The organism is Salinimicrobium sp. WS361 (assembly GCF_050750585.1).
GTDB lineage: Bacteria > Bacteroidota > Bacteroidia > Flavobacteriales > Flavobacteriaceae > Salinimicrobium.
Map to the genome: position 1 here is coordinate 162,621 of NZ_JBOJLM010000004.1, position 25,390 is coordinate 188,010.

At 41.1% G+C, this 25,390-nt stretch carries 23 protein-coding genes and 1 tRNA gene; 17 read left to right on the plus strand and 7 right to left on the minus strand.

Annotated features, from left to right (window positions below; translation table 11 throughout):
* Positions 1 to 111 precede the first annotated feature (111 nt).
* The 3 genes from rnr to ACQ93I_RS05430 are packed head-to-tail and all read left to right on the plus strand — an operon-like array spanning position 112 to position 3,740.
* Positions 112 to 2,319, plus strand: a complete 2,208-nt coding sequence (gene rnr, locus ACQ93I_RS05420) for a ribonuclease R (protein WP_431697532.1) — start codon at positions 112 to 114, stop codon at positions 2,317 to 2,319.
* On the plus strand, positions 2,297 to 2,986 hold the full coding sequence (locus ACQ93I_RS05425) for a head GIN domain-containing protein (RefSeq protein WP_431697534.1): 690 nt from the start codon (positions 2,297 to 2,299) through the stop codon (positions 2,984 to 2,986). The genes rnr and ACQ93I_RS05425 overlap by 23 nt, the downstream gene beginning before the upstream one ends.
* A 40-nt stretch (positions 2,987 to 3,026) precedes the next feature.
* Entirely contained in the window at positions 3,027 to 3,740 is a 714-nt protein-coding gene (locus ACQ93I_RS05430) for a LysE family translocator (protein ID WP_431697535.1), read from the plus strand.
* 717 nt (positions 3,741 to 4,457) lie between these two features.
* On the opposite strand, the gene ACQ93I_RS05435 is transcribed toward ACQ93I_RS05430, so the two are convergent.
* Together ACQ93I_RS05435 and folB are read right to left on the minus strand one after the other, a co-directional pair.
* A tRNA-Cys gene (locus ACQ93I_RS05435) sits at positions 4,458 to 4,531 on the minus strand.
* An 82-nt stretch (positions 4,532 to 4,613) separates the two neighbouring features.
* A complete protein-coding gene (gene folB, locus ACQ93I_RS05440) occupies positions 4,614 to 4,970 on the minus strand; it encodes a dihydroneopterin aldolase (protein ID WP_423820292.1) in 357 nt (118 codons plus the stop codon).
* Positions 4,971 to 5,078: 108 nt separating this feature from the next.
* Between folB and ACQ93I_RS05445 the strand changes: the two genes are divergently transcribed.
* The 4 genes from ACQ93I_RS05445 to ACQ93I_RS05460 all read left to right on the plus strand — a co-directional run bounded on the left by ACQ93I_RS05445 (position 5,079) and on the right by ACQ93I_RS05460 (position 7,965).
* Positions 5,079 to 6,761, plus strand: coding sequence for a glutamine--tRNA ligase/YqeY domain fusion protein (locus ACQ93I_RS05445; protein WP_431697536.1), 1,683 nt, complete (start codon positions 5,079 to 5,081; stop codon positions 6,759 to 6,761).
* A gap of 127 nt (positions 6,762 to 6,888) precedes the next feature.
* Positions 6,889 to 7,302: a YtxH domain-containing protein gene (locus tag ACQ93I_RS05450; protein WP_431697537.1), complete on the plus strand. Its 414-nt coding sequence runs from the start codon at positions 6,889 to 6,891 to the stop codon at positions 7,300 to 7,302.
* A gap of 5 nt (positions 7,303 to 7,307) precedes the next feature.
* Positions 7,308 to 7,754 (plus strand): phage holin family protein, encoded by a 447-nt coding sequence (locus tag ACQ93I_RS05455; protein ID WP_431697538.1) that lies wholly within the window; start codon positions 7,308 to 7,310, stop codon positions 7,752 to 7,754.
* The gene (locus tag ACQ93I_RS05460; RefSeq protein ID WP_266070175.1) at positions 7,741 to 7,965 is read left to right on the plus strand and encodes a DUF6327 family protein; all 225 of its coding nucleotides are present in this window, start codon (positions 7,741 to 7,743) and stop codon (positions 7,963 to 7,965) included. Before ACQ93I_RS05455 ends, ACQ93I_RS05460 begins: the two co-directional genes overlap by 14 nt.
* On the opposite strand, the gene ACQ93I_RS05465 is transcribed toward ACQ93I_RS05460, so the two are convergent.
* Positions 7,966 to 8,985, minus strand: coding sequence for an SPFH domain-containing protein (locus ACQ93I_RS05465; RefSeq protein WP_431697539.1), 1,020 nt, complete (start codon positions 8,983 to 8,985; stop codon positions 7,966 to 7,968). It lies immediately after the preceding gene.
* A gap of 74 nt (positions 8,986 to 9,059) precedes the next feature.
* Between ACQ93I_RS05465 and ACQ93I_RS05470 the strand changes: the two genes are divergently transcribed.
* Positions 9,060 to 9,740, plus strand: a complete 681-nt coding sequence (locus tag ACQ93I_RS05470; protein WP_431697540.1) for an outer membrane beta-barrel protein — start codon at positions 9,060 to 9,062, stop codon at positions 9,738 to 9,740.
* 76 nt (positions 9,741 to 9,816) lie between these two features.
* Here ACQ93I_RS05470 and gltX read toward each other — a convergent pair whose 3' ends face one another.
* The gene (gene gltX, locus ACQ93I_RS05475; RefSeq protein ID WP_431697541.1) at positions 9,817 to 11,340 is read right to left on the minus strand and encodes a glutamate--tRNA ligase; all 1,524 of its coding nucleotides are present in this window, start codon (positions 11,338 to 11,340) and stop codon (positions 9,817 to 9,819) included.
* Positions 11,341 to 11,466: 126 nt separating this feature from the next.
* Between gltX and ACQ93I_RS05480 the strand changes: the two genes are divergently transcribed.
* The 5 genes from ACQ93I_RS05480 to ACQ93I_RS05500 all read left to right on the plus strand — a co-directional run bounded on the left by ACQ93I_RS05480 (position 11,467) and on the right by ACQ93I_RS05500 (position 18,666).
* The gene (locus ACQ93I_RS05480) at positions 11,467 to 14,709 is read left to right on the plus strand and encodes a hypothetical protein (RefSeq protein ID WP_431697542.1); all 3,243 of its coding nucleotides are present in this window, start codon (positions 11,467 to 11,469) and stop codon (positions 14,707 to 14,709) included.
* Positions 14,702 to 15,121, plus strand: coding sequence for an rRNA maturation RNase YbeY (ybeY, locus tag ACQ93I_RS05485; protein ID WP_431697657.1), 420 nt, complete (start codon positions 14,702 to 14,704; stop codon positions 15,119 to 15,121). Before ACQ93I_RS05480 ends, ybeY begins: the two co-directional genes overlap by 8 nt.
* 10 nt (positions 15,122 to 15,131) lie before the next feature.
* On the plus strand, positions 15,132 to 17,003 hold the full coding sequence (gene mnmG, locus ACQ93I_RS05490) for a tRNA uridine-5-carboxymethylaminomethyl(34) synthesis enzyme MnmG (protein ID WP_431697543.1): 1,872 nt from the start codon (positions 15,132 to 15,134) through the stop codon (positions 17,001 to 17,003).
* Between the two features lie 40 nt (positions 17,004 to 17,043).
* On the plus strand, positions 17,044 to 17,901 hold the full coding sequence (locus ACQ93I_RS05495; RefSeq protein WP_431697544.1) for a class I SAM-dependent methyltransferase: 858 nt from the start codon (positions 17,044 to 17,046) through the stop codon (positions 17,899 to 17,901).
* A 228-nt stretch (positions 17,902 to 18,129) separates the two neighbouring features.
* Positions 18,130 to 18,666 (plus strand): OmpH family outer membrane protein, encoded by a 537-nt coding sequence (locus ACQ93I_RS05500; RefSeq protein ID WP_431697546.1) that lies wholly within the window; start codon positions 18,130 to 18,132, stop codon positions 18,664 to 18,666.
* Positions 18,667 to 18,713: 47 nt separating this feature from the next.
* Here ACQ93I_RS05500 and ACQ93I_RS05505 read toward each other — a convergent pair whose 3' ends face one another.
* Positions 18,714 to 19,112, minus strand: coding sequence for a DoxX family protein (locus ACQ93I_RS05505; protein ID WP_431697547.1), 399 nt, complete (start codon positions 19,110 to 19,112; stop codon positions 18,714 to 18,716).
* 6 nt (positions 19,113 to 19,118) lie between these two features.
* Positions 19,119 to 20,267: an ATP-binding protein gene (locus ACQ93I_RS05510; protein WP_431697548.1), complete on the minus strand. Its 1,149-nt coding sequence runs from the start codon at positions 20,265 to 20,267 to the stop codon at positions 19,119 to 19,121.
* A 70-nt stretch (positions 20,268 to 20,337) separates the two neighbouring features.
* Between ACQ93I_RS05510 and ACQ93I_RS05515 the strand changes: the two genes are divergently transcribed.
* Genes ACQ93I_RS05515 through ACQ93I_RS05525 form a run of 3 tightly spaced genes read left to right on the plus strand, consistent with a single transcriptional unit; the run spans position 20,338 to position 24,146 of the window.
* Positions 20,338 to 21,522, plus strand: coding sequence for a phosphoglycerate kinase (locus ACQ93I_RS05515; protein WP_431697549.1), 1,185 nt, complete (start codon positions 20,338 to 20,340; stop codon positions 21,520 to 21,522).
* A 55-nt stretch (positions 21,523 to 21,577) separates the two neighbouring features.
* A complete protein-coding gene (locus ACQ93I_RS05520; RefSeq protein WP_431697550.1) occupies positions 21,578 to 23,149 on the plus strand; it encodes a LysM peptidoglycan-binding domain-containing protein in 1,572 nt (523 codons plus the stop codon).
* Between the two features lie 22 nt (positions 23,150 to 23,171).
* The gene (locus ACQ93I_RS05525; RefSeq protein WP_431697552.1) at positions 23,172 to 24,146 is read left to right on the plus strand and encodes a DUF4837 family protein; all 975 of its coding nucleotides are present in this window, start codon (positions 23,172 to 23,174) and stop codon (positions 24,144 to 24,146) included.
* Positions 24,147 to 24,209: 63 nt separating this feature from the next.
* Here the strand turns inward: ACQ93I_RS05525 and tatA are convergent, their stop codons facing one another.
* Positions 24,210 to 24,407: a twin-arginine translocase TatA/TatE family subunit gene (tatA, locus tag ACQ93I_RS05530; protein ID WP_431697553.1), complete on the minus strand. Its 198-nt coding sequence runs from the start codon at positions 24,405 to 24,407 to the stop codon at positions 24,210 to 24,212.
* Positions 24,408 to 24,517: 110 nt separating this feature from the next.
* Here tatA and ACQ93I_RS05535 point away from each other — a divergent pair, with 110 nt between their 5' ends.
* Positions 24,518 to 25,387, plus strand: a complete 870-nt coding sequence (locus ACQ93I_RS05535; RefSeq protein WP_431697554.1) for a M23 family metallopeptidase — start codon at positions 24,518 to 24,520, stop codon at positions 25,385 to 25,387.
* The last annotated feature ends 3 nt before the right edge of the window (positions 25,388 to 25,390 follow it).

The window sequence follows — 25,390 nt, forward strand, 5'->3', positions numbered from 1 at the left end:
TCTTATCAATAGATTGTCTTATTGTGAATGATTCCTTGTTGTGAATTGAAATTACTATAAATTCAGGTAGATGTAAATTATAAGGCTTAATTTTATAGCTTAAATTTTGAAATGAGTAAAAAGAAATACAAAAATAATAAGAGTACCAGCCTCGAAAGTTCAACCCAAAGAATTTTGGGTATTATGCGAAAGGAATCGGGGAAGGATTTTAACTATAAACAAATAGCAGCAAAACTGGGTGTAGATGATGCTTCCAGCAGGAATAAGATCATTCGATCTTTATCTCAGTTAGCTGCCAAGAAAAAAATTGAAGAGGTAGACAGAGGCCGTTATCGCATTAACAGCGATGTTGACCGCTACCGTGGCATTCTTGACATGACTGCTAAAGGCAGTGGTTATGTGGTGGTAGAGGAGCTGAATGAAGATGTTTTTATCCCTTCAAATAATATCAATAAAGCTTTTGACGGTGACGAAGTTGAGATCTATGTCTACAAACGTCGCCGCAACAAGAAATCTGAAGGAGAGATCACTGCGATCGTTAACCGGAAGAAAACAAGATTTGTTGGAGTTTTACAACTTCAGGATAACTTCGGATTTGTTGCCATACAGGATGGAAAAATGTACACCGATATTTTTGTTCAGAAGAATAAAATTGGTGAAGCAAAGAACGGTGATAAGGTAGTGGTTGAAATGGAAGAATGGCCAGAAAAAGCCGATTCTCCTTTTGGTCATGTAGTTCAGGTTCTTGGAAAACCGGGAGAACATCATACCGAAATTCATTCGATACTTGCACAATACGGGCTTCCGCATGAATTTCCGCAAGAAGTGGAAGATTTTGCCCAGGGGATAGATACCAGCATTCAGGAAGATGAGATAAAGAAAAGAAGGGATATGCGTGAAGTTCTTACTTTCACTATTGACCCTAAAGATGCAAAAGATTTTGATGATGCCCTTAGTTTCCAACAATTAGAGAATGGCAACTACGAGATAGGGATCCACATTGCCGATGTATCTCACTACGTGCAGCCGGGAACCATACTCGATGAAGAAGCTTTTAACCGTGCAACTTCGGTGTATCTGGTTGACAGGGTAGTACCCATGTTACCTGAAATCTTATCTAATAATGCCTGTTCGTTGCGACCAAATGAAGAAAAATATACTTTTTCGGCCGTTTTTGAATTGACCGATAAAGGTGTGGTCAAAGATCAGTGGTTTGGAAGGACTGTAACTTATTCAGATGCGCGATTTGCCTATGAAGAGGCACAGTACATCATTGAAACTACCGGGGGTGATATTCCTGCTGAAATTTCTATTACAGGAGAAAGCTATAGAACCGATGATGCCATAGTTTCGGCCGTTCTTAAAATGAACCAGATCGCCGAGGTGATGCGCAAAAAGAGAATGGGAGACGGTGCAATCTCTTTTGATAAAGTAGAGGTGAAATTTGAACTTGATGAGAAAAATGAACCTATTGGTGTTTTCTTTAAAACTTCTAAAGAAGCCAATAAACTCATTGAGGAATTCATGTTGCTGGCCAATAAAAAAGTGGCTGAATTCATTGGAAAGCAAAAACCGAAGAAGACTTTTGTTTACCGTTGCCATGATGAACCCGATGATGATAAACTTGCAGCCTTACAGTCACTGGTGAGCAAATTTGGACATAAGCTCAACCTTAAAGATCAAAAACAAATATCGCAGTCCCTTAATAATCTGCTGCAAGATGTACAGGGAACCAAGGAGCAAAACCTTGTAGACACCCTTACTATTAGAACCATGAGTAAGGCCTATTACAGCACCGAGAATATTGGGCACTACGGGCTTGCCTTTAGTCACTACTCTCATTTTACTTCGCCAATTAGGAGGTATCCAGATGTAATGGCCCACAGGTTGCTCCAACACTATCTTGAGGATGGTAAGTCTGCACCCGAAGAAGAATACGAATCCAAGTGCCAGCACAGCAGTAACATGGAAGGTCTGGCAACCAGTGCAGAGCGAGATTCCATCAAGTACATGCAAATAAAATTCATGCAAGATCACAATGATGAGGAGTTCCTGGGCGTTATTTCAGGAGTTACCGAGTGGGGGATCTATGTTGAAATCATGTCTAATAAATGTGAGGGCATGGTGAGACTGCGTGATATCAGGGAAGATCATTTTGATTTCGATCAGGAGCAATACGCTATTATTGGCCGAAATACAAAGAAGGTTTACCAGTTAGGTGACGAAGTATATGTTACGGTTAAAAATGCCGATCTTGTAAAAAGGCATTTGGACTTTAATTTAATTGGAACCAAAGATGAAGTTGAAAAGCAAGACTAAAACAGGAATTCTATTGCCATTTTTTATGGTTTTCTTTAGCATGTCTCTCCTGGCGCAGGATGTAAAGGAGAAGCTGGGGAATTTTGCTGAAGTAAAAACATTCAATGCCGTAGAAGTGGAGATCATTCCTGCTGCCAAAAATGAAATTGTCATTACCGGCCACAGCAAGAATGATGTGAAGTTTGAGATCGTTGAAGACAGGCTGGAAATCCGCCTTTCTTTAGACAATATCTGGTCTAAGAACAATACTAAAATTAAGCTTTACACCAAAGACCTAAGCACTGTAGATGCAAATGAAGGTTCGCTGGTAACGGTTTCAGGGGAAATAAAAGGGCGGGAGCTCACCTTCCGAAGCCAGGAAGCAGCCGATATTCAGGCGGCACAGGTAATTGCTCAAAAAGTCAATGTAAAATCGATTTCTGGCGGAAAAGTTACGCTTGATGGCAAGGCGAAAGAACAGGTTGTGGAGATTAATACCGGGGGGCATTACTACGGAAGGGATCTGCGTACCCAAAGCACCGAAGTTAAAGCCGGTACTGCCGGTAGAGCCGAAGTTCATGCATCAGATTATGTGAAGGCTACAGCCAAACTTGGCGGCACTGTAGAGATATTTGGAAACCCTGCTGAAGTAGATAAAAAAACCAGCCTGGGCGGAAAAATTTTATAAGTGAAGTAAAGTTCTATCTTTGTGAAACTAAAAGATTTGAATGTTTCAGGATATATTGGCTGCAATACCTTTAGGCTTTTTTCTTGCTTTTTTACTGGGACCGGTATTTTTCGTACTCCTGGAAACTGCAGCTATTAAAGGCTTTAGAGCGGCAATCTCATTCGATTTGGGAGTGATTTGTGCCGATATGATCTTTCTGCTAATCGCTTATTTAAGTACCACAAAACTATTGAACCGGATCAAAGATGATCCGGCTCTTTTTATTTTTGGGGGTGGCATTCTAGTCACTTATGGCATAATTCAGTTTGTTCAAAACCGCAGGGTGCTTGAGCACGAAGAAGTCCCCGAGATACAAAAACTCAATAAAAGGGATTACCTGGGTCTTGCTGCAAAAGGCTTTCTGCTCAACTTTATTAATATTGGCGTCCTTGGGTTTTGGTTGGGGCTTATCATCATTTTTGGGCCGCAAATGGAAATGGAAACCGACCGAATGGTCGTTTTTTTCAGCTCCATTTTAGGAACCTATTTCATTATTGACATTTTCAAGATCCTTGCTGCCAAAAAGCTCAACCGCAAGCTCACACCCAATCGTATCTACAACGTTAAGAAGGTAATCAGCATTATTCTGGTGATTTTCGGGGTATTTTTAATCGCCCAGGGCCTTGTTCCAGATGAACTAACGCAACTTCAGGATCAAATTGACAGCATCACCCCAGAATCTGGTGCATATATCGAATACTTCGAGCAGGAGTAGCAAATCCACATCTGGAATTTTGTTTAAGAGATTAAAAGGCTTCAAAAATGCCATTTTTGGGAGGTAATATTTCTGAAACTTCCGGCTTTGGCAATCAAATTTGAATAGAGTAATAAATATTTCTTCGGAAGTAGATTAATATGCATTTTGAATTCCTTCCGAAGTAAAATATGCCATTAACTTTCAGAAATAGTCGATTTATCTAGTTCTTCCAACTGAAGATTTTTGAACTTTCGAAGAAACTTCAGAATTAGAGGAAATTAGAGGTTCCTTTTTATCGCCGGAGTTTTATAAGGTGTCAAAAATGGCATTTGGAAGATGATTTTTTCTCTGAAAGATCACATATTCAAAATGACATTTTTGAGAGGTAATGCCTGGCAAATTGCAACCATTAAGCTTCCAAAGAAGCAAACTAACGCAATTTTAGATTTGAACACAAAAAAAGCCTCTTAAAAAAGGAGCTTTTTTGGAGGCATCGCTCGTCCCGAATCGTCGGGAGAACCGCTGTACGTCACTGTAATATTTATTTTCACTTCATCCCTTTTAAGTAGAATTTTGAACACAAAAAAAAACCCTTAAAAAAGGAGCTTTTTTGGAGGCATCGAACGTCCCGAATCATCGGGAGAACCGCTGTACGTCACTAATATTTATTTTCAATTCTGTTCTTTAAAGTAGAATTTTGAATAAAAAAAAAGCTCCTTGAAAAAGGAGCTTTTTTGGAGGCATCGAGCGGATTCGAACCGCTGTACAAGCTTTTGCAGAGCTCTGCCTAGCCACTCGGCCACGATGCCGTTTTATTTACGGAAGGCAAATGTAATAAAAATTCTTTTTTCAGGCCTATGCTTTTGGTAGGCTTTGAAAATTATTGGCAAATTATCGGCTTTTACTCCTTCTTACCGTTACCATAGCGACATTTCCGCCTATTGGAGGATTGATTTTTGAAACATCTACCCTCACTTTTTGAACAATGAGCAGCTCGTTGAGAACCCGGTTGATGATCCTTTCGGCTACTGTTTCCAATAACTTTGAACGAATGGCCATTTCTTCCTTCACGATCTTGTTAAGGTGAACGTAATCTATGGTGTCTTTAAGGGCATCGGTTTTGGCCGAAAGAGACAGGTCACCGTTAACTTTAAGATCTACCCTGTAATCACTGCCTATTTGGCCTTCTTCTTCGAGACAACCGTGATAGGCGAAAACTTTAATATTTCTGAGTTTTATACTTCCCAAAACTTTATTTTTTGCGAAGATAGCAACAATTAAGAAGACAGCGGTACAGCAGCGGAATTGATGTTTATTTTCTGTAATTTTGTTCCCCTTAAAGTTGAACTGTAAACTATGGCTGAAGAAAAAAGATCGCTCAATTTCATTGAGCAAATCATAGAAGAAGATCTAAAGAACGATTATAAAAAGGAAGATCTGCAATTCAGGTTTCCGCCCGAACCCAATGGTTATCTTCATATTGGCCACGCTTCGTCCATTTGCCTCAATTTTGGGCTGGGAGAGAAGTACAATGCGCCTGTGAACCTAAGGTTTGATGATACAAACCCCATCAAAGAAGAGCAGGAGTATGTAGATGCCATTAAGCGTGATGTGGAGTGGCTTGGTTTTGAATGGGCAAAAGAATGTTATGCTTCCGATTATTTTCAACAGCTGTATGACTGGGCGGTAAGCATGATAAAGTCTGGGGATGCCTATGTTGACAGTCAAACTTCTGAAGCTATTGCTGAACAAAAAGGAACACCTACCCAACCCGGAAAGAACAGCCCCTACCGCGATCGTTCGGTAGAGGAGAACCTGGAGCTTTTTCAGAAGATGAAAGACGGGGAGACCAAAGAGGGCGAGCATGTGCTTAGGGCAAAGATTGATATGGCAGCCAAAAATATGCTGATGCGCGACCCTGTGATGTACCGTACGTTGCACCGCAAGCACCACCGCACCGGCAATGCCTGGATGATCTACCCAATGTACGACTGGGCTCACGGGCAAAGCGATTTTATAGAATCGGTTTCTCACTCTTTTTGTACGCTTGAGTTTTTACCGCACCGTGAACTTTATAACTGGTTCCTTGAAAAGGTGAGTTCTTCAGAAGATTTTAAACCTAAGCAGCGCGAATTTGCCCGTCGTAACCTGAGTCATACCATTGTGAGTAAGCGAAAACTGCTGCACCTGGTAGAGAAAGGGATCGTGAAATCATGGGATGACCCAAGAATGCCCACTATTTCAGGTCTTAGAAGAAGAGGTTATACTCCCGGGTCTATCCGCAAGTTTGCAGAGACCATAGGGATTGCAAAAAGGGAGAACATCATTGATGTTTCCCTGCTTGAATTCTGTATAAGGGAAGATCTCAACAAGACTGCCCCTCGTGTTATGGCTGTGCTTGATCCTGTAAAACTGGTTATCACCAACTATCCTGAAGGGGAGGAAGAGTGGCTGGAAGCCGAAAATAATCCTGAAGATGAGACTGCAGGTTCAAGACAAGTTCCATTTTCAAGAGAATTATATATAGAACAGGAAGATTTCAAGGAAGAAGCTAACCGGAAGTTCTTCAGGCTTACGCTTGGAAAAGAAGTGAGGCTTAAGAATGCATATATCATCAAAGGGGAAAGCGTTGTAAAGAATGATGCCGGAGAAATTGTGGAAATTCACTGTACTTACGACCCTCAAAGCCGAAGCGGAAGCGGTACCGAAGAATCTATGCGCAAAGTAAAGGGAACGCTGCACTGGGTATCGGCCAAACATGCGGTTAAAGCTGAAGTGAGGCTTTATGACAGGTTATTTAACGTGGAATCTCCAGATGCCGATAAAGACAAAGATTTCCTTGATTTTCTCAATCCAGAATCTCTTGAAACCATTACTGCTTATCTTGAACCCAGCCTAAGTGATGTGGAACCAGGAGACAGGTTTCAGTTCCAAAGGTTAGGATATTTTAACGTAGATAAAGAGAGTACCAAAGAGGCACCTGTGTTCAACCGTACGGTAACCTTGAGGGATTCATGGGGTGGCAAAAATGGCAATTAGAAGAGGTATCTCTCCAATTAAGAATATTTTAGCATTGGATTTTGGATATTAACCGGTTATTAACAGCGCTACAGCTCACATTAAAGTATATTTGGTTGTAGTATTAATCTTAATAATCAACAATATCATGGCAAAATCAGGAAGTACATTTTTAGCATTGCTAACAGGGGCAGCAATTGGAGCCGGCCTTGGAATGTTATATGCGCCTGAAAGTGGAGAGGAAACCAGGAGAAAGCTTGGGGAGAATGCAAGAAAAACGCAGGATGATTTAAACAAGCGATATCGTGAGACCTCTTCAAATCTCAGTCAGAAAGCCAAAAAAGCTAAATCAGATTTTGAGCAGAGACTGGATGAAACCCTGTCTTCTGCCAGCTATAAAGCAGATGAGATCCTTGGCAGCCTTGAATCAAAGCTTGATGAACTGAAAAGGCAGAATGCCAAATTTCAGAAAGATCGCAAAGGTGGAGGAGATGATAAAGCTAACATTGAAGAAAGCGTAGCTTCCAAAGGAGATAAGAATATAGGTAATGCTGCAGTCTAGGCTTTATGGCATTTGGAAGAATATCTAATAACCTTCAACAATTAAAAGAGAATATCAGGGCTTTTGCACATAGCAGTGCAGAGTACTACAAACTTGACCTCTTTAATAAAAGTATGCAGGGAGCTATTGCCGCCATTAAAGGCGCTGCAATAGCTCTTTTTGCGCTCTTTTTTGTCTTATTTCTTTCTATTGCCGTTGCTGTTGCACTTAGTAACTGGATAGATTCCCCCAGCAGTGGGTTCTTCATTGTGGCCGGCATTTACCTTTTACTGATACTTTTCTTTGTTTTCTTCGGAAGTAAAGTGCTTATGAAGGCCATCTTACCGGGAGCTTCAAAAAAGTTCTTCCAGGAGCCTGAAAAGAAGCCTGAGCATAAAGAACATCATGAGTTTACTCCTCAGAAAGACTTCGAAACCGACGAAATCATAATTAAGGACAATGAGAGAGTATAAAAATTTCAAAGAAATAGACCGGGATCTTAAACTTTTGAAGCTCCAAAAGGAGATTGATAAGGAGAAAGTTCTTTTGAGCTATAATCAAACAAAAGAAAGTCTCTCTCCCAAACGGATTTTAAAGGACGCTGCCGACAGTGTGCTCAAGAACCGCTATGTGCTCAAAGGCGCTACCTCGGTGCTGGGCTTTATTGGAGATAAGTTCAAATAACTACTCCTGAGGCGTATCCTCTTCATCCTGATCTTCAACAGGTGGTTGTGGAGGAAGTTCTCTTTTCTTACGCTCCTCTTTCTCTTTTCGTTTCTTCTCTTTTAACGCATTTCCCTTTTTCATGGCTTCTCCAATTTGATTGGAAGCAGTGAATGAGGCAATCATGTTATTTAGCATATCACTTCCGGCTTGTGGAGAATTAGGCAGGAGGATAAGGTTACTCTGGGTTTCTTCACCTAAAGACTGGAGAGTATCGTAATGCTGGGTAACCACAATAAGGGCTGAGGCTTCCTGGGAGTTGATACCAACGTTATTTAAAACATCCACACTTTCTTCAAGACCACGGGCAATTTCACGTCGCTGGTCAGCTATTCCCTGTCCCTGTAAGCGTTTACTTTCGGCTTCGGCACGGGCCTTGGCAACAATTTTGATCCTTTCGGCTTCAGCTTCATATTCCGCAGCAACTTTTTCCCTTTCCGAAGCATTGATACGGTTCATAGCAGCTTTTACCTGTATATCGGGATCAATATCTGTCACTAATGTTTTAATGATGTCATAACCATATTCTTCCATAGCCTCGTTAAGCTCCCGTTTTACAGCAATAGCGATATCGTCCTTGCGCTCAAAAACGTCATCTAGCTTCATTTTTGGCACTTCTGCACGCACCACATCAAACACATAAGAGGTGATTTGTTCATGTGAGTTTTCAAGTTTGTAAAAGGCATCATAAATGCGGGAAATCATTACCTGGAACTGTACAGAGATCTTAAGCTTTACAAAAACATCATCTTTGGTTTTGGTCTCTACAAGAACATCAAGTTGCTGCACTTTTAGATTTATTCGGCCAGCGATCTGATCAATTACCGGAACTTTGAAATGTAGTCCGCTGCTGCTTACTCGCTGAAATTTTCCGAAGCGTTCAATGGCCGCAGCAGTCTGTTGTTTAACGGTAAATATTCCCGAAAAAAGAATAATTAATGCGAAGACAATAAAGACTGCAGATAAGATGGTGGATATCATGGCTGTAAGATTATTTTAACGAAAGATATAAAAATATTCTCCTACATTAGCCGTTCATTTCTCAAATCATACCTATGGATCTTAAAAAAGTTATTCTTTTAATGGGAATCTTATGTTTTACCCTAAGTAGTCAGGCACAACGAAAGCTTTGGGATGGCGAGTACAACAGGTTGGGCCTGCAGGGCGGTGTTAATCATTTAAATATTACGACCGATGAGCTGGAGGTGACTTCTAAGACCAGTTGGACAGCAGGTTTTACAACCCGCGCTTCCTTTTATAACAACTGGCAATTCGTTTATGGTATAAATTTTTACGATTTTAGAGTAGACATTGATGGTCGCAAAAAAATTGAAGCAACCTCTGAAGAATCCCCTATAGAATACAATATGATTGGGGTGCAGGGGAATTTCTTCGCAAGTTACAAGTTGATTGACCACTATTTAAGTATTGAAGCGGGGCCGGTAGTGCAGGTGAATGGCAAAATGGAGGCCAGGCAGGACAAGGAACTATATTATGTAGGTGATTATGATATCACTGCCACCGATCTTGAAGATGTGTCTACCTTTAATTTTAACCTGGCAGTAGGATTAAGTGGGGGATGGGAATCTCTTAAGTTGTGGGCGCAATATCAATATGGCCTGAACAACTTCCTGAAAGGTCTTAACGATGAGAACCTGCAGGAGACAGATGCTTCGGTTCCTTCTTTTAAAGGAAATATGAGCATAATTGCAGGAGGCATCACTTTCTATCTCTAGATAAAAACATAAAGCATTAAAAAAGCCATTTTTGAGACCTCTCAAAAATGGCTTTTTTGTTAGATAATTTTGAAAGCTAGAACTGTTGCTTTGCTTTTTGTAAACGGGCAATTGTTTCTTCTTTTCCAATAGCAGCTGCGATATCAAAAACATCTGGCCCCTGCATGGCGCCTACCAGAGAGATCCTGAAGGGCTGCATTACTTTTCCGAAGCCAATTCCCTCGGAAGTGATCCAGGATTTTACCCTGTCCTGTACATTTCCGGCTGAAAAATCTTCAGTATTTTCCAATATCTCTATAACCTGCTCCAGGATTTGTGGCGTATCTTCTTTCCAGGCCTTTTTTACCGCCTTCTCATCATAGTTCTCAGGCGCAGTGAAGAAGTAGCTACCCTGGTTCCAGAAATCGCTTAAAAAGGTGGTTCTTTCCTTTAAAAGTGCCACAATGTGCTGTGCATATTCGGGAGTTGTGGAGATATCTTTTGTTTTTAGAAGATCCACAAGTGCGGCTGCGATTTGTTCATTTCCGGTTTCCTGCATATAGTGATGTTGAAACCACTTTGTTTTTTCGGGATCAAACTTAGAGCCACCTTTAGAAACGTGTTCCAGGCTAAAGGCCTGTATCAATTCTTCAAGGCTGTAGATCTCTTTTTCTGTTCCGCCACCGGCATTCCAGCCTAAAAGGGCCAGCATATTTACAACAGCTTCTGGATAATATCCTTCTTCGCGATACCCGCTCGAGATATCACGCGATTTTGGATCTTTCCATTCCAGCGGAAATACCGGAAAGCCTAATTTATCCCCGTCTCGCTTGCTCAATTTCCCTTTGCCCTGTGGCTTTAAAATAAGCGGCAGGTGGGCAAATTTTGGAGCTGTCCATCCAAATGCGTGGTAAAGTAACACGTGCAGGGCAAGAGATGGCAACCATTCTTCTCCCCGAATTACGTGCGTGATCTTCATTAAATGATCATCAACAATATTGGCGAGGTGATATGTAGGCATCCCGTCGCTCTTAAAAAGAACCTTGTCATCAAGGATCTTGGTTTCAATAGACATTTCTCCCCGAATCTCATCTTTTAGCTGTAAAGTTTCATTTTCGGGAGATTTAAAGCGAATCACGTAAGGTTCCCCGGCTTCAATTTTTTGTTTTACTTCAGCTTCAGGCAGGGCGAGAGAATTTTTCAGTTTTTCCCTGTTATGCCAGTTGTAGATAAAAGTCTTTCCCTGGGCTTCGTGATCTTCCCGGTGCTTATCGAGTTCTTCCGCAGTATCAAAAGCGTAATATGCATTTCCCGAAGCTAAAAGCTTTTCAGCATATTCACGGTAGAGGTGTTTTCGGTCACTCTGGCGGTAGGGTCCGGCATCTTTTTCCTTTCCGGGGCCTTCATCAAAGGGGATGTTGCACCAGTTGAGGGATTCTATGATGTAATCTTCGGCGCCTTCAACATACCTGGCCTGGTCTGTATCTTCAATACGAAGAATGAAATCTCCGCCGTGTTTTTTAGCAAACAGGTAGTTGAAAAGTGCAGTTCTTACTCCTCCTATGTGTAGCGGCCCCGTGGGACTTGGTGCAAAACGCACTCTTACTTTTTCTGTAGACATAAAGCTGGTTTTATTGTACAAAGATAAAGGATTCTTTAGGTTCTCGAAATGGCACTGTAAATGTGAGAGTTTGTTATAATTATCTAATTAATTGTAATTTTAGAAGATTCAAAAAAGGGGAGGAGCATGGACAATTTTGAGATCTTAAGACAAAAGCTGGAGGCCTTTATAAGGAAGTTCTATCTCAACGAACTTTTAAAGGGTTTCATCTTTTTTGTTGCCATTGGCCTGCTCTACTTTTTGGCCACCCTTTTTATAGAACACCTGTTTTGGTTAAATCCTACAGGCCGCAGTGTGTTGTTCTGGAGTTTTATTGGTGTAGAAATCTTTCTCTTCGGAAGGTTTATCGTTTATCCATTACTAAAGCTCTTCAGAATTTCTCGCGGAATTGGTTATACTGAAGCTTCGAGCATAATTGGGAAATATTTTCCTGAAGTGAATGACAAGCTGCTCAACCTTCTTCAGCTTAGTAAAAATGACCAGAAGAGCGATCTCATAATGGCATCTATAGATCAAAAGGCGCGGCAGTTAAAGCCGGTTCCTTTCACCATGGCGATCAATTTTAAGAAGAACCTGCCGTATTTAAAATTCGCTGCAATTCCGTTTATCATTATTCTTTTGGTCGTGCTTTCGGGGAGAACTGAAGTTTTCTCGGGGAGTTACGAAAGGGTGGTACATTACAAAACTGCCTACCAGCCACCGGCGCCATTTTCTTTTCAGCTTCACAATGAACAATTACAAATTCGGGAGAATGAGCCACTCACCATCAGGGTGAGTACAAGTGGCAGGATGGTGCCGCAAGATGTTTCCGTGAACTATGATGGGCAAAACTATTTTATGAAACGCGTTTCTCCCGGCACTTTTGAATACACTTTTGAGCCGGCGCAGGAATCCTTCACTTTTAACTTGTCGGCAAATGAAGTGAGGTCGGCGAATTATAAGGTCGGAGTTGTAGAGGTGCCAAAAATGCGGAATTTGAAGATGATTCTTAAATATCCTCCACATACCGGGCTGGGGGAGGAGATTGTTGAGGGTACCGGAAATGCCACCGTTCCCGAAGGTACTTTGGTGAATTGGGAGGTGGAGACTTCGGCTACCAGCGTGGTAGAAATGGCATTTCAGGAAAGTCTTTACCAATTTCAAAAGAACGGACAGGTTTTTCAGTTGCAAAAGCAAATACGAAATTCTGTTGACTACAATATAAGTACTTCGAATGCGCAGGTTCAGAATTTTGAGAAACTTGCTTATGAAATTGAAAGTGTAAAGGATGAATTTCCGCAACTTCAGCTGGAACATCAAATTGATTCTCTAAATCCCGATCTGCAATATTTCTTCGGAAAATTCTCTGATGATTACGGTATTTCCGAAGTGAACATGGTTATTCAGGAAACAGAGGTGCCAAAAATGGCAAAAAAGCTGCGGCTTCCTCACGGTAAGGGAAATGTGGGAGAGTTTGTTAGTGTATTTCCTGATACTCTGGATCTTGAAGAGGGTAAATCTTATCAATTTTACTTCGAAGTAGTTGATAATGATGTACTTAATGGCTATAAAAGCACAAAAAGCCGACTTTTTAGCTATCGTAAGAAAACTGACAGTGAAGAAAAGCAGGAAAGACTTCAGGAACAACGAGAGGCTATTGAGGGAATAGATGGTTCGCTTGAGAAGATGAAGCTTTCAGAAAAAGAATTAAATGAGTTGTCGCGGCTTGAAAAAGAAAAGCAGGAGCTAAATTACAATGACCGGCAAAAGCTCGAGAATTTCCTGGAAAGGCAAAAACAGCAGAACCGCCTGATGGAAAATTTTACCGAAAAACTTAAAAGAAATCTTCAGGAAGAAGTTGCTCCGCAAAATGAGAACCTTAAAGAAGAACTTGAGGAACGTCTTTCAAACAGGAAAGAGGAGCTTGAAAAGAATGAGGAATTGCTGGAGGAACTGGAGAAGTATTCAGAAAAGATCCAGAAGGAAGGTTTACAGGAGAAACTGGAGGAGCTGTCAAAAAATTCCCGGAACCAGGAACGCAGTCTTGAACAGTTACTTGAATTAACGAAGAAATATTACGTGCAGGAAAAATCGGCACGTATCGCCGAGGAGTTAGATGAACTGGCTACAGAGCAGGAGGCGTTGTCGCAAAAGGAGAACGGGAATAATAAAGCTGCACAGGATTCGCTTTCAAAAGAAACACAAGAACTGTTCGAGGAAATGTCGCAGTTACAAAAGGAGAACCAGGATTTGAAAAAGCCGCTGGAATTACCCGAGAATAAGGAGGAGCAGGAGGATGTAAAAGAGACCCAGAAAAAGGCGGAAGAGGCACTTGAAAAACAGGATAAGGGAGCGGCGAAAAAGGAACAGAAAAAGGCTGCAGAGCAACTGCGACAAATGAGCCAAAAGATGCAGCAACAAATGCAGCAGGGACAGATGCAGCAAATGCAGGAAGATGTTGCCATGCTAAGGCAGATCCTTGATAACCTGGTTACTTTTTCTTTTGGCCAGGAAGACCTTATGGAAGATTTCAAAAAAGCGGGCATGGACAATGCTTCTTTTCCCGGGAGAATACGGCGGCAGGATTTACTCAGGGAAAATTTTAAACATGTTGATGATAGTTTATATGCCTTGGCTTTGCGTAATGAGATGATTAGCGAACCTATTACCAAAAAACTTATTGATGTAGATTACAGTCTTGATCAAACCCTGGACAGGCTTGCCCAAAATGATATAAGAAGAGGATTGAGCAGTCAGCAGTACGTGGTTACCGGAGCTAACGATCTGGCCTATTTATTAAGCGATATTTTGAGGAATATGGAAGATATGCTGCAGTCTTCCCCTTCAAATGGAGAAGGGCAGGGAGAGCAGCTTCAGGATATTATACAGAAGCAGAAACAACTCAATGGTGAAATGAATGAACAGCTTGAGAAAGGGAAAGAGAAGAAAACCGGGAAGCAAGGGGAAGGTGGTGAAGAAGAAGGTGGAGAATTGTTCAGGATCTTTAAGGAGCAGCAAATGCTTAGAAAGGCACTGGAAGAACAGTTGAGAAAAGAAGGAAATAAGGGAGCCGGAAACTCAGTAAAAAAAGAGATGGAGCAAATTGAGAAGCAGCTTTTGGAAAAAGGTTTTAGTGAAGATATTTTACAAAGAATGCAGCAATTGGAACATAAATTGCAGCAATTGGAACGTGCAAAACTTCAGCAGAATAAGAAACCCGAAAGGGAATCTACCACTGGTAAGGATGAGCTTATTAATGAGACTAAGGCGCTAAGGGAAAGGGCCAAAGAATATTTTAATGCGACTGAAATTTTAAACCGACAAAGCTTACCTTTGCGCCCCGTTTATAAACTGAAAGTAAAAGAATATTTTGAACGACGAGATAATTAATTTTTATTCTGAAAACACCTTCGAACTGAAGGGGATTTCAGACCACGAGAATTGGATCAAAAGAGTGATTGCATCAGAAGGGAAAAAGACTGGAGAGATCAGTTTTATTTTCTGTGATGATGACTACCTGCTCGACATAAACCAGCAGTATCTCGATCATGATACTTTCACCGACATTATTAGTTTTGACACTTCTGTTGGGAACATTCTCAATGGTGATATTTTTATAAGCACTCAAAGGGTAGAGGAGAATGCAGCAGAATATAATGTTGCTTTCAGCGAGGAGCTTCAAAGAGTAATTATTCACGGTATACTGCACCTGTGCGGATACAAGGATAAATCTCAGGATGAAGCGCAGTTAATGCGACGAAAAGAAGAGGAAAAAATGCAAATGTTCCACGTGGAACAATAGAGAAGAATTTATGTTTCAGGAAAGATATGATGTTATTGTTGTAGGAGCCGGTCATGCCGGAAGTGAGGCCGCAGCGGCCGCAGCCAATATGGATTGCAGCACACTTTTAGTGACCATGAACCTGCAAAACATCGCACAAATGAGTTGTAATCCTGCAATGGGTGGGATTGCAAAAGGTCAAATAGTTCGGGAAATTGATGCACTTGGTGGCTATAGCGGATTGGTGAGTGATACCAGTGCCATTCAGTTTAAGATGCTCAATAAATCTAAAGGACCTGCTATGTGGAGTCCGCGGGTGCAAAGCGACCGGATGATGTTTGCCGAACATTGGCGACTTAGGCTGGAAGCAACAGCTAATCTCGATTTCTATCAGGAAATGGTTTCTGGGCTTATCATTGAAGGTGATAAAGTAGTGGGTGTAAAAACCTCTTTAGGAATAGTGATTAAAGCGAAGAGTGTTATTCTTACAAACGGTACTTTTTTAAACGGTCTTATTCATATTGGTGAAAAACAATTTGGAGGAGGAAGAGCAGGGGAAAGAGCTGCTACCGGAATTACCGAAGAATTGGTTCAGCTGGGTTTTGAGGCCGGAAGAATGAAAACCGGAACACCTCCACGTGTTGATGGAAGATCTTTAGATTATTCAAAAATGACTGAGCAGCCTGGCGATGATGTACCTGCTAAATTCTCTTACCTTGACGAAACAAAACCTCTCACAAAACAGAGATCCTGTTACATGTCTTACACCTCTCCCGAGGTGCATAATCTTTTAAAGGAAGGCTTTGATCGTTCCCCAATGTTTAACGGTCGAATTAAAAGCATTGGTCCGCGATACTGTCCTTCAATTGAAGATAAGATCAATCGTTTTGCTGATAAAGACAGGCATCAGCTTTTTATAGAACCTGAAGGTTGGAATACGGTAGAAATGTATATCAACGGATTTTCTACTTCGCTACCCGAAGATGTGCAGTTTAAAGCTTTGCGTTCGGTCGCCGGATTTGAAAATGTGAAATTCTTTAGACCGGGTTATGCTATCGAATACGATTATTTCCCGCCCACGCAGTTAAAACATACCCTGGAAACCAAACTGGTTAGCGGACTTTATTTCGCCGGACAAATCAATGGAACTACAGGTTATGAAGAAGCCGGATCTCAGGGCTTGATGGCAGGTATTAATGCGGCTTTAAAAGTGCAGGAAAAAGAAGAGTTTATCCTGCAACGCAGCGAAGCTTATATTGGAGTTCTTATTGATGATCTTATCACAAAAGGAACAGAAGAGCCCTATAGAATGTTTACTTCAAGAGCCGAATATCGTACGCTGTTGAGACAGGATAATGCAGATTTCAGGCTTACAGAAAAGTCGTTTGATATTGGTCTTGCTTCTGAAAAAAGATTGCGGAAGATGGAGGAGAAGAAATCCAAATCTTATGCTTTTGTTGAATTTCTGAAGGAAACCAGTGTTGCTCCTGAAGAAGCAAATGTGGTGCTTGAGAATAATAATTCGGCTCCCATGAAGCAAAGCGATAAGATCTTTAAAGTTTTCTCCAGGCCGAATATTGACATGCAGAATATCCGAACTTTTAGTGGAGTAGAGGAGTATATTCAGGAAAATGACCTGAATGAGGAAGTACTTGAGCAAACCGAAATTCAGGTGAAATATTCGGGGTATATTGAGAAGGAGAAGAACAATGCAGATAAACTTCACAGGCTCGAAGGGATTAAAATTCCTAATGACTTTGATTACTCCAGGATCAAATCTATGTCTTATGAAGCACGTGAAAAGCTGAAGAAGGTGAAGCCAACATCGGTGTCACAGGCTTCAAGAATTAGTGGGGTGAGCCCGAATGATATTTCTGTTTTACTGGTATACATGGGTCGATAAAATTAATCGTTCCACGTGGAACATCTTCTAAATTCATTCAATGTTACCACTCGAATTTTCTGAACAACCTGTACTTGTATGTAAAGATCATACTGTAAGCGGAGAATTTTTTGAGTTGAGGAAGGCAAAAGGCCTGGATCTTTTGGCCACCTTTCCACAGCCAAATTTAGAGCGTTTGCCCGATTATTATAAAAGCGAATCTTACATCTCCCATACCGATTCAAAAAAGGGATTTTTTGATAAGATTTACCAGCGGGTAAAAAACCTGATGCTCTCCAGGAAATTAAACTGGATAGCACAGGAGAAAACGGGCACGGTAAAAATTCTTGATGTTGGTGCGGGGACGGGAGATTTTCTTTTGGCTGCAAAAAAAAGGGGATGGAAAGTTTTTGGAGCAGAACCAAATTCTGGAGCACGGGCTCTGGCTTCAAAAAAAGGAGTGGAGCTGGAAGAAAAAACCCGCGAATTTTCTTCAGGTAGTTTTGATGTAATTACCCTGTGGCATGTCCTGGAGCATGTGCCTAATCTTGAAGAGCAGATTGAGGAGTTATATCGATTATTAAAACCCGACGGACTTCTTGTAATCGCAGTACCGAATTTTAAAAGTGACGATGCGCAGAAATATAAAGAGCACTGGGCGGCTTATGATGTGCCAAGGCATCTTTACCATTTCTCACCTTCAGCAATAGAGAAGATTTTTAATTCATCAGGTTTTTTACTTACCTCTCAAAAAGGGCTTTTTTTCGATTCGTTTTATGTAAGCCTACTTTCAGAAAAATATGCTTCAGGTGCTTCAAATATGCTAAAAGCGGTTTGGAAGGGCGCAATTTCAAATTTTAAAGCTAAATCTTCTGGAAACTATTCTTCAGTGGCCTACTTCTTCAGAAAAAACAACTAAAATGCATTTTAAAGCGATTTAAGCGACTTTTTTAGTAGAGGAGGTGTTGCGATTGTATTTTTAAAGATGAAGCTTATTTTCGCCTCTTTAAAAAGCCTTTTTTAATAGTTTTTTTAAATTTTAACTTCAGATATTATTAAATTTCCTTATCGCATCAGAATTTTGGCTTTTTCAGTAAGGAATGGAAATGCTTTCTTACTTTTGCTGCGAAACTAAACAATCTTAAAAATGAAAAAATTATTTTTGGTCCTTTCAATGGGGGCTATATTTACCAGCTGTAATAACCAGAAAACTGCTTATGTTGATACTACTGTTCTAATTCAGGAGTATTCAGAAATGAAAGAGGTGGAAGCCGATTTTAGCCAGAGGTCTGAAAGTTTAAAAAGAGAACTTGATTCGGCTGCACAAGGATTTCAGCAGGAAGTTATGGCGTTTAGAGATAACGCAGCAACCATGTCTGAAGCCGAAAGACAGGCTGCGCAGGATGAGTTGATGAGAAAGCAGCAAATGCTTCAGCAGCAACAGCAAATGAGAAGTGGGCAGCTAAGACAGGAAGGAGATCAGGTTATTGATTCACTTATTACCAAGGTGAAAGATTTTGTAAAGGTATATGGTGAAGAAAATGATTATACTTACATCTTTGGATCAAACGAATCGGCTAATATTATGTATGCCGAGGAAGGGCTTGATATCACTCAGGAGATCCTTAAAGAACTTAACGAAAACAGGGGAGTAACAGAGCAAGATGCTGTAGTTACCCAATAAACCTCTTGTTGTAATATTTAAAAAGGGTTCCACGTGGAGCCCTTTTTTTATGCAGTAATGAGAAAAATTCCGAAGATTATGACCATAAAGTATCCCACAATTGTAAAGGCGCCTGCATAATCGTTTGCCACCCGTTGGCCGAATAAGAGCATTAATAGCGTGATTGCGGCAAGACTGAAGGCCCATAAGGCAAGACTGGGGTCGTTATTTGCATACAAAGTAAAGATTCCTGCTAAGGCTGCGAAGCCTACGATAATTTCCAGGACCAGGATGATGCCCAGTAGCAGGGAAACCATACCTCCCATAAATGTACCTTTAAAGTGCCCGGTAAGCCATTCATAATTGCCACTCCAGTTGAACAATTTATCAAGACCCGATTGTAAAAAGGTGATGATGGTAAAGATAAGTATCAAATATACCGGGATGTTCGGGATGAAATTGTCCATAATAAACTAGTTTTTATGAATGAGTCGGGTGAGTTTTATAGAAAGGTCGGTGAGGATGATCTTGGCATTTCCGTTTCTTTCTATGTGGTACATGGCATCCTCGAGTTCTTTTGAGATCCCTGTAATGTTGTTTCCGGTGATGAAAGGAGCAAATTTCTCTAATTTGAATCCGCTGGTTTGCGGTTCCATAAAAACGAGATCTTTTGCTTTATAATTGTACATGAGCGCCTGCCTGAAGAAATCCATACAAAAGATAAGGAATTTCTTTTGCACTTCCCTTCCTGTTCCTGCTATCATTTCGCTCCAGGCGAGTAGATCGGCGAGGGCAGTTTTGTCTCCCTTGGCTTTAAAAGCAGTTCTCACCCACGATATGAACCACTCTTCAAACTGTTCGTCACCCGAATGCTGTTTGAGTATGTGAAGGGCGTTATTGTAATTTCCATTAGCCCTGTGAGAAATAGTCAATGCTTTAGCACGATCACACTGTTCCCTTTGTACAAGACCTTCGGCAATAACTGCTTCATTAAGAGGTGGAAAATGCAAAATTTGACATCGGGACCTAATAGTTTGGATGATGCTCTCTTCTTCTTCAGTAATAAGCAGAAAAAGAGTTTTTTGAGGCGGTTCTTCTATAAGCTTCAGCAGTTTGTTGGCACAACTGTCATTCATCTTCTCGGCCATCCATATGATCATGACCTTATAGCCACCTTCATATGATTTAAGCGAGAGTGATTTTACGATATCCTGCGCCTCATCTACGCCTATTTTTCCCTGTTTATTCTCAATTCCCAGCTTCTGGTACCAGTCAAAAAGGTTTCCGAAGGGTTCCTGTTGTACAAATTGCCGCCATTCTTCTGTAAAATGAGAAGAAACAGCATTTTTCTTTACCTTGTCATTGTTGGCTACGGGGTAGGCAAAATGGAGATCGGGATGTGCCAGCCTGTTCATTTTCAGGTTACAGGATTCATTTCCGGTATTATTCTCGGCACCGGTGTTTTGGCACAATATGTATTGTGCATAGGCAATGGCCATGGGGAGAGTTCCACTCCCCGAAGCACCTACAAATAACTGGGCATGAGGAATCCGGTTGTTATCTACCGTTGTGGTGAGGTGATTCTTTATGTGTGGAAGGCCTAAAACTTCAGAAAATAGCATAAGCAAAGATATAATTTCTTCACACTTTTATATCTTAGAGAATTATTTAATTTAAGCTAAAATCAGCTGTATGAAAACCATTAATGATTATAATTTTAAGGATAAAAAAGCCCTGATAAGGGTCGATTTCAACGTTCCACTTAACGAGCAACAGGAAGTTGGTGACACCAGTCGTATTGAAGGTGCAAAACCAACCGTAGATAAAATTTTGAAAGATGGCGGCAGCGCCATTCTAATGTCTCACCTTGGTCGTCCAAATGGTGTTGATAAAAAGAATTCCCTGCAGCACATTGTGAAGAAAGTTTCAGAAATTCTTGGTGTAGAGGTGAAGTTTGTAGATGAATGTGTAGGCGAAAAGGCACAGCAGGCTGCAAAAGATCTTAAACCGGGAGAAGTACTGCTACTGGAGAACCTTAGATTTCATGCTGAAGAAGAAAAGGGAGACGAAGAATTCGCTAAGAAATTATCTACCCTTGGAGACATTTATGTAAATGATGCCTTTGGAACAGCACACCGTGCTCACGCTTCTACTACTATCGTGGCTAATTATTTTGAAGATAAATGTGTTGGTGCCCTGCTGGGTAAGGAGATAGACAGTCTTGAAAAGGTATTGGGTAGTTCAGAAAAGCCTGTAACTGCAGTTTTGGGTGGAGCCAAAGTATCTACCAAGATCACAGTTATTGAAAATATACTCGACAAAATTGACCACCTGATTATTGGCGGCGGAATGACTTATACTTTCACCAAAGCAAAGGGTGGTACTATTGGAGATTCTTTGGTTGAGAATGACAAGCTTGAACTGGCGCTGGAGATCCTTAGAAAAGCTGAAGAAAAGGGAGTGAAAATCCATTTACCTGTTGATGCGGTAATAGCCGATTCTTTTTCGGAAGAAGCCGATACCAAAATAGTTTCGGTTGATGAAATTCCTGATGGATGGATGGGACTTGACATAGGCCCTGACACAGTGAAGAAGTACGGAGAGGTTCTTGAGGAGTCTAAAACTATCTTGTGGAACGGCCCAATGGGAGTTTTTGAAATGCAGCCATTTGCAAAAGGAACTATTGCTGTGGGTGAGCATATTGCCGCAGCTACCAGGAAAGGAGCTTTCTCACTTGTAGGTGGAGGTGACTCTGTTGCTGCAGTGAAACAATTTGGTCTTGAAGACCAGGTAAGCTACGTTTCTACCGGTGGTGGAGCCATGCTAGAAATGCTGGAAGGAAAAAGTTTACCGGGAATTGAAGCGTTAAAAAAATAAAGAGGTACGATAATTGAAGGAAAAAAGTACTGTTTTTTTGAGAAATGACTTTAGGATGAAACAAATTTTGCCATTTTTAATGCTACTCATGTCTGTAGCTGCTTTTGCCCAGGACAAAAAAGAAGGGAAAAAGGATGTGGATGGACAGGAGAACAAAGAAACGGGCGATACCATAAGGCTTCCCGAACAGGACTTCTTCCTTTTACTAGATAGTGATGATGTAGACCTTGCCAATAAGGTACCGGTGCATAAGATCATCAAAGACTCTCTTATATTTGCCCTTTTAGACGACCCCGGAGCAGCCACTATAGATTCTCTATGGCAGCAGGAGTTGTTCGAATCCAGTTTATATATGGATTTGAAAGATTCTCTTCTAAACCAGGAATACAATGAAGTAGTTTTTGATGATCTTCCCACCGATACTTTAAAGTTAAGGCTGCAAAAGCTAAATGCTAAAACCCCTTTTAACGTTGAATACAACCCTTTGCTTGAGAATGTGATAAAATCATACCTCAAGAGAAATAAGAAGGGAATGGAGCGGTTAATGGCTTTAAGCACCTATTATTTTCCCCTTTTTGAGCAGAAGCTGGACCTGTACAATATCCCGCTGGAAATTAAATATCTGGCCATTGTTGAATCTGCCCTTAATCCTCGTGCGAGATCACGCGTGGGTGCAACAGGGCTGTGGCAGTTTATGTTCGCAACAGGAAAAATGCACGGGCTTGATGTGAGCTCCTATGTAGATGAGCGAATGGACCCAATTATGTCCACCGAAGCTGCTGCTGAATATCTTTCCACACTTTACCGGGTTTTTGAAGACTGGGATCTGGTTCTGGCTTCCTATAATTCAGGGCCGGGAAATGTATCCAAGGCCATCAGGCGTAGTGGAGGTTCTACCAATTACTGGAATCTTCGGCCTTATCTTCCACGTGAAACAGCAGGGTATGTGCCCGCTTTTCTGGCCACTATGTATATTTTTGAATATGCCGAAGAACATGGTTTTCAGCCTCCTCACCCAAGAACCACCTATTTTGAGACCGATACTATTCACCCCCGGAAAATGCTCACTTTTGAGCAGATTTCCCAGGTGACAGGGGTGGAAAAGGAAATGTTGCAGTTCCTCAATCCAAGTTATAAACTTGATGTTATTCCCTTTGTGGAAGATGAGAAATACAGCCTGCGCCTGCCCAGAAACAGGACCGGACTTTTTGTGAACAATGAGGAAGCAATCTATGGCTATACACAGGCGCTTGAAGAAAAGAAAGAAGAAGCACTACCACAACTCATTCAACCCGAATCTACAGTGAGATACCGGGTGCGACGGGGTGATTACCTCGGGAAGATTGCCGAGAGATACGGGGTAGGGGTAAGCCAGATCAAGCAGTGGAACAACTTAAGGAGCAATAACCTTAGAATAGGCCAAAGACTGCTTATTTACCCACGGAAAAATTCGGCTACAGCCGAAAATTCCTCTTCCTCCAGAATATATACTGTAAAACACGGGGATTCTCTTTGGAGCATTTCAAAGAAATTTCCTGGGGTTACTGTAAAACAAATAAAGAGCCTGAATAATATGAACAGCAACCGGTTGAAACCCGGAATGAAATTAAAACTCTCAGACGGGTAGTAGTCCCGCTTAAATTCGATCTATGAAAAATTTTTTCGCTTTTTTTTCCGTTCTTTTTGTTTTAACCGGATGTGGTAATGGTAAAGAAGATCCTGTAGTGATTGCCAGTTCCTCCGGAAAGATCAACAATCTCACAGTGGTCATGGAAAACGACCTGTGGACGGGTGAGGTTGGAGAGGCTGTACGGCGTTATCTTGCTGCCCCGGTAGATGGGTTGCCGCAAGAAGAGCCATTATTCTCCTTAAGCCAGATGCCACCTGAAGCTTACCAGGGCTTTGCGAGGAAAAACAGGATATTTTTACATATTCAGAAAGGGCAGGAGCCTGCAATAAAAATGGCCGATGACGCCTATGCAAGGCCACAAAAAGGCATCCTTATCACGGGGGAGAATAATGAGCAAATCATTTCCCTAATTGAAGAAAATGCTGAAAAGATCATTTCAACCTTTAAAAAAACAGAACTTGCCGAGCAGCAGCGCCGCATCAAGAAATCCCTTAAAAGTGATGAAAAGCTTGAAGAGCAGCTTGGTGTTTCTTTAAAATTCCCAACGGCATACCGTTATGCCAAGGAAACTGATGATTTTTTCTGGATCAGAAAAGATATTCCTACCGGCAGTATGGAAATTCTCGTGTATGAAGTTCCCAGGCATGTAATCGAGAAAGATACCAACATAGTGGGCAACATTATTGAGATGCGTGATTCTATAGGAAAAGTACATATCCCTGGAAGAGTGGATAATAGTTACATGGTAACTGAGTCGGCATATGCTCCCTATCTTTTTGAATCTCAAATTGACGGAAAATTTGCGTGGGAGTCTAAAGGGATCTGGGAAGTAAAAGGAGATTTTATGGGAGGCCCTTTTATTAATTACGCTGTTCTGGATGAAGAAAATGACAGGTACGTAATTTTAGAAGGATTTGCGTTTTCACCATCGGCCCAAAAGAGGGAAAATATGATGGAGCTTGAGGCCATCCTCAAATCGGCAGAGATAAAATAACCAATAAGGTAGAAAATAAAAAACCCAACGTAAGTTGGGTTTTTTATTCTATTGAAAGAAAAATTATAATCTCTTTTTGTCCTCTTCGGGTTTGCTGGCAGGAGTATCATCTTTTGAAGCGTCTTTAAATTCTTTAATTCCGCTACCCAATCCTCTCATCAGTTCAGGGATCTTTCTTCCTCCAAACAACAACAACACAACGATCACAATTAATATGATTTGTGGTGCTCCAATCTGCAATGGTATAAAAACTGCACTCATAATAATCAATTTAATGTTGCAAAGTTAGTAATAAAACTTTAATCCATTTGTTTATGAGGGTATAAAACCTCTGTAAATATCTTTATATATCTTTGCCTAAGGCATTAAATATGACAAAGAACACCGAACATAAAAGAAATTTCAGGCAAAAGCTCCTGCATAAATACCGGCTTGTTATTCTCAATGAAGACACTTTTGAAGAAAAACTGTCTTTTAAACTTACCCGCCTTAATGTGTTTGTGGTAGCAACCCTTTCAGCAATTCTGCTAATTGCGGGCACAACAGTGCTTATTGCCTTTACCGGGCTAAGAGAGTACATTCCAGGGTATTCGTCAACCGAACTGCAACAAAGAGCTTTGCATCTTGCCTATAAAACTGATTCCCTCCAGACTGTGGTGGAATTAAATAACCAATACCTGGCATCTATAAAACGCGTACTCTCTGGAGATGTTAAACCTGCGGAGTTCAACAGAGATTCGCTAATGGAAGCTCACCGGTTAAGCGCAGATGAGGTAGACTTAAAACCTTCAAAGGAAGATAGCCTGCTCCGGGAAACAGTAGTGCAGGAAGACAAGTATAATTTTCTTGAGACCGCTACCAGCCGTGCCAACTACGCATTATTTCCGCCTCTAAAAGGGCCTTTTTCAGAAGGATATAATATTAAGGATAAACATTTTGGGGTAGACATTGTAGCGTCACATAACGCTCCTGTAAAAGCTGTAGCCGATGGTACTGTCATTTTTTCGGGATGGACTGCAGAGACAGGGAACGTCATTATTATAGAACACAGCTATGGTCTTATCTCTATTTACAAACACAACTCTTCACTCACTAAAGAGCAGGGAGACAGGGTGCTTAAAGGAGAAGTGGTGGCAACAGCAGGTTCTACGGGTGAGTATTCTACCGGCCCGCACCTGCATTTTGAACTCTGGAGCGAAGGACGCCCTGTAAACCCCACAGATTTTATAGATTTTGAATAAAAG